Raw genomic sequence first — 13,398 nt, 5'->3', positions numbered from 1 at the left:
ATGTCGAACCAACCGATGTTCATCGCCGAGGGAATGACGCTGCGCGACTGGTTCGCCGGCCAGGTGCTCGCGGCCCGTCTGGCGCACCCCTACACGACGCAGGCCGAGCTGCAGAACGGCGCCAAGCTGGCGGCCTGGGCGTACGGCGTGGCGAAGGCCATGATGGCGGAGCGCGAGAACCTCTACGCCGAGGAAGAGCGGGCGATGATGGATTCGGTGGGCGCGCCTCCAGCTCAGAGCGAGCCGGAGAGGTAGAGGACGGAAAGGACACGGGCCCTCCAGTCTGGGGCGCACAGGTCGCGGGTCCCTCGTCTCGGTGCGGGTCCCCCCGTCGCTGACGGGTCCTCCCGCACCGGCCGTCCCGCTCTCCCTCGGCTCACGGCTCCCCTGGATTGAAGCGATTCAGGGGGGATCCGAGGTCGCGGGAAGCGGATTCTCAAACGAGGGCCAATAACACCCGTTCCTCCATTCGTATGAACGAGGACCACAGGGCGGGGTCTCATTCCCCAGGATAATCCAGCACCCACCATTGACCTCGACCTCAGGCTTCTCGCACGGCGCGCGGCGCTGCCCTGGAAATGGATTCTTCGGCATGTTGAGGCCAATGCCTACCTGGCCTCGAACAGGCGGCATCGTGCTCACGGAGGCAAACGCGGTGTCCACGAGGCCTGCGGAGCCGCCATCCGCCGTGCCACCGTCATTCGCCCCCTGAGCCACCGACTCCCGGGACGATTCGAGCGGGCGTTCCAAGGCTGAGCGAGAGGCCTTCCCATCCATGCGCACGGCCAGCGCCATGACGCCGAAGGCTCCCGAAAGCCATACCCACCTCCTCAGCGAGCGCTGCGGCCGTGGCCCCGGATGCTCCGTCTTCTCCGTCAGCTCCCGGGAAGGATGCGGCGTGATGCGGACATCCGCTTCAGCCCCGGCGCTCCGTGCCGCGCGCTCGAGCGCCTCCGCCACCCGCGCCGCGCTGCCTCGGACCGAGGGCTCCTTCGCGAGCAGCTGGTGGATGAGCCTTGCCAGCTCCGGGCTCAGGTTCGCCATCTCCTCCGACGGCACCCACTCGGGCCAGGTGAACCGGTCCTCCTCCAACCCGGAGGACTTCATTGGCAGCGGGTACGAACCCGTAGCCAGGCGATAGGCCGTTACTCCCAGCGCGTAGACGTCGTCCGTCGGCCCTGCCTCGTAGTGCGCGTGAAAGTCGCTCTCATGTTCCCTCTCGAAGCGCAGCGCCTCGGGGCTGCGGTAGCGCTTCGTGCCTGGGGGCAGCACCCCATCCGTCAGCGTCCGAGCGCCCAGGAAATCCCCTGCCCCGAAGTCCATCAGCACCGCGGTGCCATCCACGGAGCGCACCAGCACGTTGTCGCCCTTGACGTCCCGGTGCACACAACCAACAGCATGGGTGGCCTCCAGAGCACGCGCCACCTGCCCGAGCAGCTTCATCACCTGGCGCGAGGTAGCCGAGTGTTCGCTCGCCCAGTCATAGAGCGGCACGCCTTCCACCCACTCCATCACCAGGTACGGGAACACCACTCCTTCCTGGTACGTCCACCAGCCCCGATCCTCGAACCGGGGGACGTGGGGATGGCGTATCCGCGCCAGCACCTCCGTCTCCCTGGCGAAGCGTGGATCCATCGGTGCGTTGGCCATCTTCAGGGCAAACCGCCCTGCCTCCGGGTGCCCGGCCCGTTCCGCGAGGTACACGGTGCCGTAGGTGCCCCGGGCATGCCTCCTCACCACGCACCATGGCCCCACCCCCATGCCGGGCGGCAGCAAGGCCAGGCTCTGCTTCGGCTCGATGCTCACCATGAGCGCCTCGTCAGCGGAACCGCAGTGGCCTCCGCCTTCCGGACACTACCCTACTTCATGGGTGACGCTGAAGGCACCCGTCCTGATGCGTATGGCTTCCCTCCAGGACAGGGACGCGGTCCTTCCGGCGGCTCGTCGAGGAGTGGAAAGGCCGAGAGGAGAGCCGTAGGCCTTGGGGAATGCTCGTCACCCTGAATGGCCAGGGTCATCCTTCCGTGACGGACCTCTGGCGAGCCTGACACCTGAGCTCGCGATGCGGCGGCGCCCGGCTGCCCGAGGGGAGCAACGACAGTGGACTCATCGCTCGCGCACTGCCTCCAACAACTCGGCGGAGCAGGTCAGCACCTCTTGCGGAAGCAACCCACGAAACTCCTCATCGAAATCTGCAAGGTCCTTGATGAGTTGCCGCGCCGAGGCCTGTTCCCAATCAAGCTGATGCTCTGGCCAACCGAGCGTCTGGTCACAGCGCGAGAGGAGCCATTCCAGGTCACCGGCAGGCGTAACGGGACGCGCATTCAACTCCTCGAGCACTTTAGCGACTTGCTTCACCCACGCTTCGATCGTGACTCGCTTCTTGTCGTCCTCCGATGCTCCAGTTCTCATTCCTGGCTCCAATTCCGGCCAAAACACAAAGGCCGCCTCTCCGGAGCGGGAGAGACGGCCTCGGTGCTTCGAGCCTGAACCCGGCTGCGACTACGCCGCCTTCGGCGGCACCGGATTCATGTACTCCTCGATCGGCGGGCACGAGCACACCAGCTTGCGATCGCCCAGCACGTTGTTCAGCCGCCCCACCGACGGCCAGAACTTGCCCTCGTGCACCCACTTCGTCGGGAACGCCGCCTTCTCACGCGAGTACGGCCGGTTCCACTCCGGCGCCGTGATCACCCACGAGGTGTGCGGCGCGTTCTTCAGGACGTTGTTGTCCTTGGGCGCCTTGCCCTCCTCGATCTCCCGGATCTCCTCACGGATCGCGATCATCGCGTCGCAGAACCTGTCCAGCTCCGCCTTCGACTCGCTCTCCGTCGGCTCGATCATCAGCGTGCCCGCCACCGGGAACGACACCGTCGGCGCGTGGAAGCCGTAGTCCATCAGCCGCTTGGCCACGTCCTCCACCTCCACGCCCGTCGTCTTCTTCAGGTGCCGCAAGTCCACGATGCACTCGTGCGCCACCCCACCCGTCTTCCCGCGGTAGAGCACCGGATAGTGCGGATCCAGCCGCTTCGCGATGTAGTTGGCGTTCAGGATCGCCATCTTCGTCGCCTGCGTCAGCCCCTCCCCGCCCATCATCTGGATGTACACCCACGAGATGAGCAGGATGCTCGCGCTGCCCCAAGGCGCCGCCGAGATCGCTCCAATCCGCTCCGAGCCGCTCTGCGCGATCACCGGGTGCCCCGGCAGGAACTTCACCAGGTGCGGCGCCACGCAGATCGGCCCCATCCCCGGCCCACCACCACCGTGCGGGATGCAGAACGTCTTGTGCAGGTTGATGTGGCACACGTCCGCGCCGAGCTGTCCCGGCTTCATCAACCCCACCTGCGCGTTCAGGTTCGCCCCGTCCATGTACACCTGGCCACCGCGCTCGTGGATGATCGAGGTGATCTCCTTGATCCCCTCCTCGAACACTCCGTGCGTGGACGGGTACGTCACCATCAGCGCCGCCAGCCGATCCTTGTACTCCTCCGCCCGGACGCGCAGATCCGCGATGTCGATGTTGCCCTGCTCATCGCACTTCGTGACGACCACGTGGTAGCCCGCCATCACCGCCGAGGCCGGGTTCGTCCCGTGCGCCGACTGCGGGATCAGGCACACGTCCCGGTGCCCCTGCCCACGGCTCTGGTGGTACGCCCGGATCACCAGCAGGCCCGCGTACTCGCCCTGGCTGCCCGCGTTCGGCTGCAGCGAGCACCCCGCGAACCCCGTCACCTCCGCCAGCTGGCTCTCCAGCTGCTCGAAGATGACCTTGTAGCCCGCCGCCTGCGACGGCGGCGCGAACGGGTGCAGCCCGCCGAAGCTCGGCCACGTGACGGGGATCATCTCCGCCGTGGCGTTCAGCTTCATCGTGCACGAGCCCAGCGGAATCATCGAGTGCGTCAGCGACAAGTCCCGCGACTCGAGCCGCCGGATGTACCGCAGCATCTCCGTCTCGGAGTGGTAGCTGTTGAAGACCGGGTGCGTCAGGTACGCGCTCTGCCGCCGCAGCCCCGCCTCCACCGGGCTGCTCAGGCTCGCGCCCAGCTCGTCCAGCGACACGCCCAGCGCCTTGCCGGCCGCGAACGTGCCCAGGATGGCCTCCACGTCCGAAGCGCGCGTCGTCTCGTCCAGCGACAGCCCGATGGAGCGCTCGTCGATGCGGCGGAAGTTCATCCCCTTCGCCTCGGCCGCCGCCAGCACCGTGCGCACCTGCGCCGACGTCGTCTCCACCCGCAGCGTGTCGAAGTACTGCTCGTAGCGCGGCTTGTAGCCCAGCTTCGTGAGCCCCTGCGCCAGCAGCACCGTCAGCCCGTGCACCCGCTCCGCGATCGCCTTGAGCCCCCGAGGCCCGTGGTACACCGCGTACATCCCCGCCATCACCGCCAGCAGCACCTGCGCCGTGCAGATGTTGCTCGTCGCCTTCTCGCGGCGGATGTGCTGCTCGCGCGTCTGCAGCGCCATGCGCAGCGCCCGCCGGCCCTGCGCGTCCTCGGACACGCCGATGATGCGGCCCGGCATCAGCCGCGTATAAGCGTTCTTCGTCGCGAAGAACCCCGCGTGCGGACCGCCATAGCCCATGGGCACGCCGAAGCGCTGCGCGCTGCCCACCGCCACGTCCGCCCCCAGCTCTCCCGGCGGCGTCAGCACCGTGAGCGCCAGCAGATCCGTGGCCATCACCACCAGCCCGTCCGCCGCGTGCACCTTCTCCGAGAAGGCCCGGTAGTCATTCACCGCGCCGTCGGTGGCCGGGTATTGCACCAGCGCGCCGAAGTACTTCTTCGCGCCCAGGTCCACCGTGCGGTGGTCGCCCACCACCACCTCCACCCCAAGCGGCTCCGCGCGCGTGCGCACCACGTCGATCGTCTGCGGGTGGCACGCGTCCGACACGAAGAAGGCCCCGCCACGCCCGTCACCCTTGACGTGCAGCGCCATGGCCATGGCCTCGGCCGCCGCCGTGCCCTCGTCGAGCAGCGACGCGTTGGCCACCTCCAGGCCCGTCAGGTCCATCACCATCGTCTGGAAGTTGAGCAGCGCCTCCAGCCGACCCTGGGCAATCTCGGCCTGGTACGGCGTGTACTGCGTGTACCAGCCCGGGTTCTGGAAGATGTTGCGCAGGATGACGTTCGGGGTGTGGGTGTCGTAGTAGCCCATCCCGATGAAGCTCTTGAAGCGCTGGTTCTTCGCGGCGATCGCCTCGAGCTGCGCCAGCAGATCATGCTCGCCCAGCCCCGGCGCCAGCCGCAGCGGCTCCTTGGAGCGGATGGCCTGCGGAACCGTCCGGTCGATGAACGCATCCAGCGAGCTGGCACCCAGCAGGTCCAGCATCGCCTTCAGCTCGTGCTCATCCGGCCCGACGTGACGGGCAGCGAAAGACTCCTGATACTTCCAGTTAAGGGACATGGTGTTCGAGCACTCGTTACAGAGGGAAATCAGAGGCCGTGTCTAACAGCCGGCCGGCGCGGATTCAGTGCCCCGCGGCCACTACGACTTCTTGAGCAGCTCGCCGTACGCCTGGGCGCTCAGCAGCCCGTCCAGCTGCTTGGGATCCGAGGGCTCGACCTCGATGATCCACCCGGCGCCGTACGGATCCGCGTTCACCGTGTCCGGCTTGTCCGAGAGGGCGTCGTTCACCTTCACCACCTTGCCGCTGATGGGGGCGAACAGCTCGGACACGGCCTTGGTGGACTCGATGACGCCGAACTGCTTGCCCGCGGTGATGGTGGAGCCCACCTTGGGCAGCTCCACGTACACCACGTCACCCAGCGCCTCCTGCGCGTGGGCCGTCACACCTACCACCACGAGGTTGCCCTGCTGGCGCGCCCACTCGTGATCGGAGGTGTACTTCAGGTCGGCGGGAATGGTGTCTGACATGGCTTGCTCCTCGAATCAGGGCTACGGCTTCTTCCAGAAAGGCGTCTTGACCACCTTGGCGGGCACCGGCCGGCCACGGATGTCCACGTCGAAGGTGAAGCCCTCGGTGGAGAACTCGGCGGGCACGTAGCCGATGCCGATCGGCTTCTTCACGGAGGGGCCCATGGTACCGCTCGTCACCTCGCCCACCACATGGCCGCCCTTCATGATGGCGTAGCCGTGGCGGGGGATGCCGCTGCCGGTCACCTCGAAGCCCACCAGCTTGCGGTGCACTCCCGCGGCCTTCTGCTTCTCCAGGGCCTCCTTGCCGATGAAGCCGCCGGGCTTGTCCAGCTTGACGATCCAGCCCAGGCCCGCCTCCAGCGCGGTGTGCGCGTCGTCGATGTCGTTGCCGTAGAGCGCGTACTTCATCTCCGTGCGCAGGCTGTCACGAGCGCCCAGGCCGCACGGCTTCACGCCGTCCGCCTGGCCCTCCTCCAGCAGCGCGTTCCAGAGCTTCTCCGCGTCGTTCGGGGCGCAGTACAGCTCGAAGCCGTCCTCTCCCGTGTAGCCCGTCCGGGAGATGATGCAGCGCACGCCCGCCACCTCTCCCTCCGTGAAGCGGTAGGTGCCCAGCTTCGACAGCTCCGCCTTCGTCAGCCGCTGCACCAGGCCGGGCGCCTTGGGGCCCTGCACGGCGATCTGCGCGAAGTCGTCGCTGCGGTCCACGGGCTTCACCCCGTAGGCCCGCTCCTGCATCCAGGCGAAGTCCTTCTCGCGGTTGGAGGAGTTGACGCAGATGAAGATGTGCTCGGGGGAGAAGCGGTAGGCGACCACGTCGTCCACGAAGGTCCCCTGCTCGTTGAGCAGCCCCGCGTAGACGGCCTGGCCGTCCGCGCACCGGGCGAGATCATTGGAGATGAGCCGGTTGGCCGTCTCGAGGGCGCCCGGGCCCCGGAACTCGATCTCTCCCATGTGGGAGACGTCGAACAGGCCCACGGCGTTGCGCACCGCCTCATGCTCGCCGATGACGGAGGTGTACTGCACGGGCATGTCCCAACCCACGAAGTCGACCATCCGGGCGCCCAGCTTGCGATGGGCCTCGTTCAGGGGCGTGCGACGCGCCATGAGTCTTCTCCTCTGGTAGGGGTGGGGGTAAAGGCGGGCGGACTATAGCCGCGCACCTCTTCCAATCAAGGCATTCGGGGAGGGGCTACACTAGGACGAACATGAAGATTCGTAATCGTTTGAATCCATCCAACCCCTGCTTCTCCTTCGAGTTCTTCCCCCCGAAGACCGACGAGGGCACGGCGAACCTGCTGAAGACGCTGGAGGACCTGGCGCCGCTGGAGCCCGGCTTCGTCTCGGTGACGTACGGAGCGGGCGGGAGCACGCGCGACCGGACGGTGGAGCTGGTGACGCGCATCAAGCAGACCACCGGCATCGAGGCCATGGCCCACCTCACCTGCGTGGGGCACAGCCGGGAGGAGCTGCGAGACATCCTCCGCCGGCTGGCCGAGGCGAAGGTCGACAACGTCCTGCCGCTGCGCGGCGATCCGCCCCAGGGCCAGAAGGACTTCGTCCCCGCGCCCGGAGGCTTCCGCTACGCCTCGGAGCTGGTGCAGTTCATCCGCGACGAGGACTTCAACTTCTGCCTGGGCGGGGCCTGCTACCCCGAGGGCCACGTGGACACGGCCTCGCGGGAGGAGGATCTGAAGCACCTCAAGGCCAAGGTGGACGCGGGGCTGGACTTCCTCATCACCCAGCTCTTCTTCGACAACGCCTTCTACTTCGACTTCGTGGAGCGGGCCCGCCGCGCCGGCATCAACGTCCCCATCGTCCCCGGCATCATGCCCATCACCAACTACGAGCAGGTGCACCGCTTCACCCGCATGTGCGGCGCCACGGTGCCCATGCGGCTGGGGCTGCAGCTGGAGCGCGTCAAGGATCAGCCCGAGGCCCTCATGCAGCTCGGCGTGGCGCACGCCACCGTGCAGTGCATGGAGCTGCTCGCGCGCGGCGTGCCCGGCATCCACTTCTACACGCTCAACAAGTCTCCCGCGACGCGGATGATCGTGGGCGCGCTGAGGGGCCGATCATGAGCGGGCCCGGGCTCAACCTGCCCAAGAGCGACCCTCGCTACCACGCCCTGAGCCTGGTACGCGCGCCCGCCTTCCTGCTGCTGTGCGTGGGCTCGCTCAACCTCATCCTCTGCGTCATCCTGCTGGGGATGGCGGGCTTCAAGGTCCTCACGGACGATCAGCCGTTCTCCATGATGGGCTTCACCGCGGCGGAGTTCCTCCTGCCGGCCGCGGCCGCCATCGTCTGCGGGGTGCTGAGCGTCTGGGGCGCCATGAGCGCGCTGAGCCTGCGCAGCTACGGCCTGGTCATCGTGGGCGCCATCACCGCGTCCTTCTGCCTGTCGCCCACCGTCTGCGTGGGCATCCCCGCCACCTGCTGGACGCTCTTCATCCTCAGCAACCCGGAGGTGAAGAAGGCCTTCCTGCCCTGAGCCCCGGCCCGAGCCTCAGGCCCGGCGTGGCAGCTGGACGGTGAACGTCGTCCCCTCGGCCTCCGTGGAGCGGACGGACACCGTGCCACGGTGGGCCCGGACGATCTGCTGGACGATGTAGAGCCCCAGCCCCACGCTGCGCCCCGAGCGCTCCTGATCGTGGGAGCCCCGCTTCATCGCCTCGAAGAGGTGGGGCAGCAGCTCGGGCGGGATGGGCCGGCCGAGGTTGTGCACCTCGATCAGCACCGCGTCCTCCTCGGCCCGCGTGCTCACCCGCACCGGCGTTCCCGGAGCGCCGTAGCGCAGCGCGTTGGTGACCAGGTTGGTCACCACCTGCGCCAGCCGGTCCGGATCCCACTCGCCCTGCCCGTCCCCGCCCTGGCTCGACTGGATGTCCCGCTCCGGCCACGCGGCCTGGATCTCCTCCAGCACCTGCCGCATCAGCTCGTGCAGGCTGGTGGCCCGGCGCTGGATCCGGATGCCGCCGCCCAGCCGCGCCTGGGTGAAGTCCAGCAGATCCCCGATGAGCCGGGTGGCGCGCTCCGCGCTGGAGAGGATGCGCGAGGCCCCCTTGAAGGCCCGCTCGCCCAGCCCCTCCTGCTTGAGCAGCATCTGCGCGGACATGAGGATCGCGCTCACCGGGTTGCGCAAGTCGTGGCTGACGATGCCGATGAGCTGCTGCTCGAACTCGGCCTGGCGCCGGGCCTGCTGCTCCAGCGCCTCCGCGCGCCGCCGGGCCCGCACCAGCTCCGTCACGTCCACCGCGTGCGTCAGCAGCCCGTCCACCCGCCCCTGCGCGTCGTGGAGCGGCTGGTAGACCAGGTTGAGGAAGGCCTCCTCCAGCGTGCCGTCTCCCCGCCTGTCCAGGGCCACCGGGTACTCGTGGCCCACGAAGGGCTCTCCGGTCCGCAGCACCGCCGAGAGCACGTCCACGTAGCCCGGCTGCTGCGCCAGCTCGGGCAGCGCCTCGCGCAGGGGCTTGCCCACCAGCCCCGTGCGCCCGGAGAACTTCTCGTAGAGCGGGTTGGTGAACTCGAAGACGAAGTCCGGGCCCCGCATGATGGCGATCGCGGCCGGAGCCTGCGTCACCAGGGCGTGCAGGCGCGCGCGCTCGTTCTCCGCCTCGGCGCGCGACTCCTTCTCCCGCTCCAGCAGCCGGGCGTTCTGGATGGCCAGGCCCGCCCGGTCCGCCAGCTCCTCCAGGAACACCAGATCCGGAGGGCTGAAGGGACGCTCGGTCTCCTCGCGCGACACCTGCAGCGTGCCGATGACGCGCCCGTAGACCCGGAGCGGCACGACCATCATGCTCCGAGGTGGATAGCGCTCGACATAGGAGCGCTGGGACTCGGGCAGGAACCCCCGCAGCTCCGAGCACGAGACGCGCGGGACCAGCAGCGACTGGCCCGTGCGCACCACCAACCCCGCGACGCCCTCGTTCACCGAGTGCCCGGCGTGCTCCACCAGCGCCTCGAGCGCCTTCCGCGCCTCCGGGTCCGAGTGGTAGGCGGCCACCGGCGCCACCTCCTGCCCATCCTCGGAGAGCAGGAAGAGCGCGCACACCCCGTCGATGATGGTGGCCACCATGCGCACCACGGCGTTGACGACGCTGCGCAGATCCGCGCTGGCCTCGGCGAAGACGTGCGAGGCCTCGGCGAGGATGAAGAGCCGCTGGGCCGCGGCCTCCGCCTCCGCGCGGGCGTGGCGCTCCCGCTCCACCAGCTCGTCCCGCTGCTGCTCCGCGCGCCGCTGCGCCCGCAGATCCTCGACGTAGACGCACACGCCCAGGAGGGTGGAGCCGTTCTGGATGGGATAGTAGCTGGTGCGTGAGAAGTGCGGCACGCGGGTGGCGCCCGCGCTCTGCCACTCCACCTCGATGTTCTCCAGCGGATGTCCCGTGGCCAGCACGTGCTCGACGCGACGGATGATCGCCCGGGTCGCCTCCGAGTCCGCGGGCAGCACCTCGTCGATCCGGCGGCCCAGGTGCTCGGTGGCGGGCAGCTCGTTCATCTCCGCCAGCGCCTTGTTGACGCGCAGGTAGCACAGTCCGGTGTCGATCAAGGCGATGCCGATGGGGGCATGCCAGAGCGCATCGAGCCCCGCGAGGGCGACACTCGCTGCCACGTCCTGCCACGGAGCTGAGGGAGCTACGGAGTAAGCAGTCACGCGATGGTCCCGGCCCGGGATTCTTAGCACTCGGGGCCCTCCGCCTCAGGGGGCCCCCCGGCGCGCGTCTGCTTTCCGACAGCCTCTCTGTTCAGCCTGCCATCTCTCCAGGCGGGCGCTGGCGCGAAGTGTTGTCGATCCGCTGGATCAGCTCCGAGACCATCGGCTCGACGAGCTCCCTGCCCCGCAGGGCAATCCCCCCTCCTGGATTCAGCCATCGACGGGCGGACTCTATGCGAAACTGCTCCCTGCAAGGGGTGAACGCGGACGTGGCGCCAGGCAAGGTTCTCGGGGCGATCGTGGGGTTGATGCTGGGCCTGTGGATCGGCCCTCCCTGGGCCATCGTCATGTTCACCTTCATCGGCGGAGTGGTGGGCCACCTCTACGACAACGCCCATGCCGCGCCTCCGGAGAACCCCCTCGCGGCGCTCGAGGAGGACATGGGCGGCCTGGTGGCTCCGCCCGAGCCCGTCTCCCAGGAGGCCATCGACACCCAGGCCCAGGAGCACTTCGCGCGCCACCTGTGCGCCCTCTTCATCGAGGTGGCCCAGGCGGATGGCGCGCTGGCGCGGGACGAGGTGCGCGTGGTGCGCGAGTACTTCCAGGACGAGCTGAAGTACGGCCCGGAGGCGCTGGACCTGGTCCGCGTCTTCCTCAAGGAGTTCCGCGCGAAGCCGCCCCCTCTCGAGGAGTCCCTCGCGGCGTGCCGGGACGAGCTGCCCACCGCCGACCGCCTCCTCCTGGTCGACACGCTGTACCAGCTGGCGCTCGTGGACGGCGCCCTCCAGCGCTCCGAGCAGGAGGCCCTGCGCCAGATGGTCAAGGGACTGGGCCTCACCGAGGAGGACCGCCGCTCCGTGGCGGCGCGCTACCTGGGCACCGACCCCACCCACTATGCCCGGCTGGGGCTGGCCCCTGGGGCCTCGGACGCCGAGGTGAAGCGCGCCTACCGCCAGCTTGCCGCGGCGCACCATCCGGACCGCGTCTCCCACCTGGGCCCTGGAGCAGTCGAGCAGGCCACCCGCCGCTTCCAGGAGATCCAGGATGCCTACGAGATGATCCGCCGCCTGCGCGGACTGTGACGCGTGGTTAAACCCTGAGAGCTGGCACCGCCCCTGGAGAGACAGTGAGCCAACGCAACGGTCCCCCCAAGAAGAAGGAAGAGGCCTTCCACAACAACCCCTTCAAGGACGCCATCAAGGCCATCCAGAAGAAGGCCCCGGAGCCACCGGCGAAGACCAAGGCCCCTCCCCCGCCTCCCCAGAAGAAGAAGCCCGCCCCGGAGGAGGATGACGCCTCGCTCTTCTACTCCGCCATGGACGGAGTGCAGCAGCTCACCAACCGCGGCGAGGCCCCTCCCGTGGTCAACCCGCGCCTGCCCGAGATCATCGACGAGAACGCCGAGGCGCTCGCCCAGCTCTCGGAGCTCGTCGTCGGCAATGGAGAGTTCGACATCTCGGACACCTCCGAGTTCATCGAGGGCGCCAGCCCCGGTACGGACCGCAACCTGCTGCGCGCGCTGCGCCGGGGAGACTTCAACCTCCAGGGCCGCCTGGACCTGCACGGCATGACGCAGGTGGAGGCCCGGGACGCCCTGGAGCGCTTCCTCTCGGAGAGCCGCCGGGCCGGAAGACGCTGCGTCCTCATCGTCCACGGGCGAGGTTTGCACTCCAAGGATCAGATCCCGGTGCTCAAGGAGCAGATGAAGGCATGGCTGAGCCAGAAGCGCATCGGGAAGATGGTGCTGGCGTTCTCCACCGCTCGCCCCCAGGACGGGGGAGCCGGAGCCGTCTACGTGCTGCTTCGCAGGTAGCTGGACGCCCGGGCAGCACTGTGCATACATACCGCCATGGCTCGCGACCTCATTGATCTGCACATCCACGTGGGCGGCGCCGTGGCGCCCCACATCCTCTGGTCCATCGCGCACCAGCAGGGCTTCAAGCTGCCGGTCAAGAACTACTTCGACTTCGTGGAGCTCATCACCTCGCGTCCCGGCAAGGTGGGGAGCCTCGAGGACTACCTGAAGATCCTCCACACCTGGACGGAGAAGATCCAGTCCTCGCCCAGCGCCATCGAGCGCTCGGTGTACGAGGTGATCGGCAAGGAGTACCGCGGCAGCCGGGTGACGCAGATGGAGCTGCGCTTCAACCCGATGAAGCGCAACCTCAACTCCGAGCTGGACCTGGACCACATCATCCACGCGGCGCTGCGCGGCATGGACCGCGCCGGGCTGGAGTACGGCGTGAAGGCGGGCCTCATCTTCTGCCTGGCGCGCGAGTTCGATCACCCGCTCAACGCCATCATCGTGGAGAAGGCCATCAAGTACCGCACGCGCGGCGTGGTGGGCATCGATCTGGCGGGCACGGAGAAGAACGCCCTGGAGCTGCGCCCCGAGGTGGTGGGCCAGTACGAGGATCTCTTCGATCGGGCGCGCAAGTCGGGCCTCAAGTGCACCGTGCACACCGGCGAGACGAAGGGCACCGGCGCCGAGGGTGTCATCGCCGTCGTCGAGCGCCTCAAGCCGCACCGCATCGGCCACGGCATCCGCGCCGCTTATGACGAAGCGGCCATGAAGCTGCTCCGGGAGCGGGACGTGGTGCTGGAGCTGTGCCCCACCTCCAACCTGCACACCAAGGCGGTGGAGGGCCTGGACGAGCTGCGCCACATCATCAAGACGTTCTGGGACCGGCGCGTGAAGTTCACCATCAACACCGATGGCCCCTACCTCCTGGAGACGGACATGCGCCGGGAGATCGATCTGGTGGAGAAGAACAGCATCCTCACGCCCGAGCAGGTGGACCAGACGCTCGCCTGGGCGCGCCAGTACTCGTTCATCCCCGGTTGAAGTCGGCGGCCCTCGTGTAAAAGGGCCC

At 68.3% G+C, this 13,398-nt stretch carries 12 protein-coding genes; 6 read left to right on the top strand and 6 right to left on the bottom strand.

The genetic code is table 11. From position 1 onward, the window contains the following. Positions 1–255, top strand: a complete 255-nt coding sequence (locus KY572_RS23990) for a hypothetical protein (RefSeq protein ID WP_224245276.1) — start codon at positions 1–3, stop codon at positions 253–255. Positions 256–402: 147 nt separating this feature from the next. Here the strand turns inward: KY572_RS23990 and KY572_RS23985 are convergent, their stop codons facing one another. The 5 genes from KY572_RS23985 to gcvT form a co-directional block, all read right to left on the bottom strand. Further along, positions 403–1,809 carry a serine/threonine protein kinase gene (locus tag KY572_RS23985; RefSeq protein ID WP_224245275.1) on the bottom strand — a complete coding sequence of 469 codons (1,407 nt, stop codon included), beginning with the start codon at positions 1,807–1,809 and terminating at the stop codon, positions 403–405. Between the two features lie 297 nt (positions 1,810–2,106). Further along, complete coding sequence (locus KY572_RS23980) at positions 2,107–2,412, bottom strand: hypothetical protein (protein ID WP_224245274.1); 306 nt, start codon at positions 2,410–2,412, stop codon at positions 2,107–2,109. Positions 2,413–2,502: 90 nt separating this feature from the next. Continuing rightward, on the bottom strand, positions 2,503–5,400 hold the full coding sequence (gene gcvP / locus KY572_RS23975) for an aminomethyl-transferring glycine dehydrogenase (RefSeq protein WP_224245273.1): 2,898 nt from the start codon (positions 5,398–5,400) through the stop codon (positions 2,503–2,505). An 81-nt stretch (positions 5,401–5,481) separates the two neighbouring features. Continuing rightward, a complete protein-coding gene (gene gcvH, locus KY572_RS23970; RefSeq protein ID WP_224245272.1) occupies positions 5,482–5,871 on the bottom strand; it encodes a glycine cleavage system protein GcvH in 390 nt (129 codons plus the stop codon). Positions 5,872–5,892: 21 nt separating this feature from the next. Continuing rightward, positions 5,893–6,978 carry a glycine cleavage system aminomethyltransferase GcvT gene (gene gcvT / locus KY572_RS23965; protein ID WP_224245271.1) on the bottom strand — a complete coding sequence of 362 codons (1,086 nt, stop codon included), beginning with the start codon at positions 6,976–6,978 and terminating at the stop codon, positions 5,893–5,895. 101 nt (positions 6,979–7,079) lie between these two features. Here gcvT and metF point away from each other — a divergent pair, with 101 nt between their 5' ends. Together metF and KY572_RS23955 are read left to right on the top strand one after the other, a co-directional pair. After that, positions 7,080–7,952, top strand: coding sequence for a methylenetetrahydrofolate reductase [NAD(P)H] (gene metF / locus KY572_RS23960; protein ID WP_224245270.1), 873 nt, complete (start codon positions 7,080–7,082; stop codon positions 7,950–7,952). Next, positions 7,949–8,362 carry a hypothetical protein gene (locus KY572_RS23955; protein WP_224245269.1) on the top strand — a complete coding sequence of 138 codons (414 nt, stop codon included), beginning with the start codon at positions 7,949–7,951 and terminating at the stop codon, positions 8,360–8,362. Before metF ends, KY572_RS23955 begins: the two co-directional genes overlap by 4 nt. A gap of 15 nt (positions 8,363–8,377) precedes the next feature. On the opposite strand, the gene KY572_RS23950 is transcribed toward KY572_RS23955, so the two are convergent. Further along, positions 8,378–10,483, bottom strand: a complete 2,106-nt coding sequence (locus KY572_RS23950) for an ATP-binding protein (protein ID WP_224245268.1) — start codon at positions 10,481–10,483, stop codon at positions 8,378–8,380. Positions 10,484–10,758: 275 nt separating this feature from the next. Here KY572_RS23950 and KY572_RS23945 point away from each other — a divergent pair, with 275 nt between their 5' ends. From KY572_RS23945 to KY572_RS23935, 3 genes are read left to right on the top strand one after another with little or no spacing between them, the layout of a single operon-like run. After that, positions 10,759–11,607, top strand: coding sequence for a TerB family tellurite resistance protein (locus KY572_RS23945; protein ID WP_224245267.1), 849 nt, complete (start codon positions 10,759–10,761; stop codon positions 11,605–11,607). 44 nt (positions 11,608–11,651) lie between these two features. Next, entirely contained in the window at positions 11,652–12,338 is a 687-nt protein-coding gene (locus KY572_RS23940) for a Smr/MutS family protein (RefSeq protein WP_224245266.1), read from the top strand. A gap of 36 nt (positions 12,339–12,374) precedes the next feature. Continuing rightward, positions 12,375–13,370: an amidohydrolase family protein gene (locus KY572_RS23935; RefSeq protein ID WP_224245265.1), complete on the top strand. Its 996-nt coding sequence runs from the start codon at positions 12,375–12,377 to the stop codon at positions 13,368–13,370. Positions 13,371–13,398: the final 28 nt, after the last annotated feature.

Origin of the sequence: Hyalangium gracile (assembly GCF_020103725.1) — a bacterium.
Classification (GTDB): domain Bacteria; phylum Myxococcota; class Myxococcia; order Myxococcales; family Myxococcaceae; genus Hyalangium; species Hyalangium gracile.
The sequence above is the reverse complement of the archived record's forward strand: the minus strand, read 5'-3'. Positions and strand labels throughout refer to the sequence as shown.

Excerpts from the sequence above, each read along its gene's own strand:
- KY572_RS23990 (WP_224245276.1), top strand. The coding sequence starts at position 1 with ATGTCGAACCAACCGATGTTCATCGCCGAGGGAATGACGCTGCGCGAC.
- KY572_RS23985 (WP_224245275.1), bottom strand. The coding sequence starts at position 1,809 with ATGGTGAGCATCGAGCCGAAGCAGAGCCTGGCCTTGCTGCCGCCCGGC.
- KY572_RS23980 (WP_224245274.1), bottom strand. The coding sequence starts at position 2,412 with ATGAGAACTGGAGCATCGGAGGACGACAAGAAGCGAGTCACGATCGAA.
- gcvP (WP_224245273.1), bottom strand. The coding sequence starts at position 5,400 with ATGTCCCTTAACTGGAAGTATCAGGAGTCTTTCGCTGCCCGTCACGTC.
- gcvH (WP_224245272.1), bottom strand. The coding sequence starts at position 5,871 with ATGTCAGACACCATTCCCGCCGACCTGAAGTACACCTCCGATCACGAG.
- gcvT (WP_224245271.1), bottom strand. The coding sequence starts at position 6,978 with ATGGCGCGTCGCACGCCCCTGAACGAGGCCCATCGCAAGCTGGGCGCC.
- metF (WP_224245270.1), top strand. The coding sequence starts at position 7,080 with ATGAAGATTCGTAATCGTTTGAATCCATCCAACCCCTGCTTCTCCTTC.
- KY572_RS23955 (WP_224245269.1), top strand. The coding sequence starts at position 7,949 with ATGAGCGGGCCCGGGCTCAACCTGCCCAAGAGCGACCCTCGCTACCAC.
- KY572_RS23945 (WP_224245267.1), top strand. The coding sequence starts at position 10,759 with ATGCGAAACTGCTCCCTGCAAGGGGTGAACGCGGACGTGGCGCCAGGC.
- KY572_RS23935 (WP_224245265.1), top strand. The coding sequence starts at position 12,375 with ATGGCTCGCGACCTCATTGATCTGCACATCCACGTGGGCGGCGCCGTG.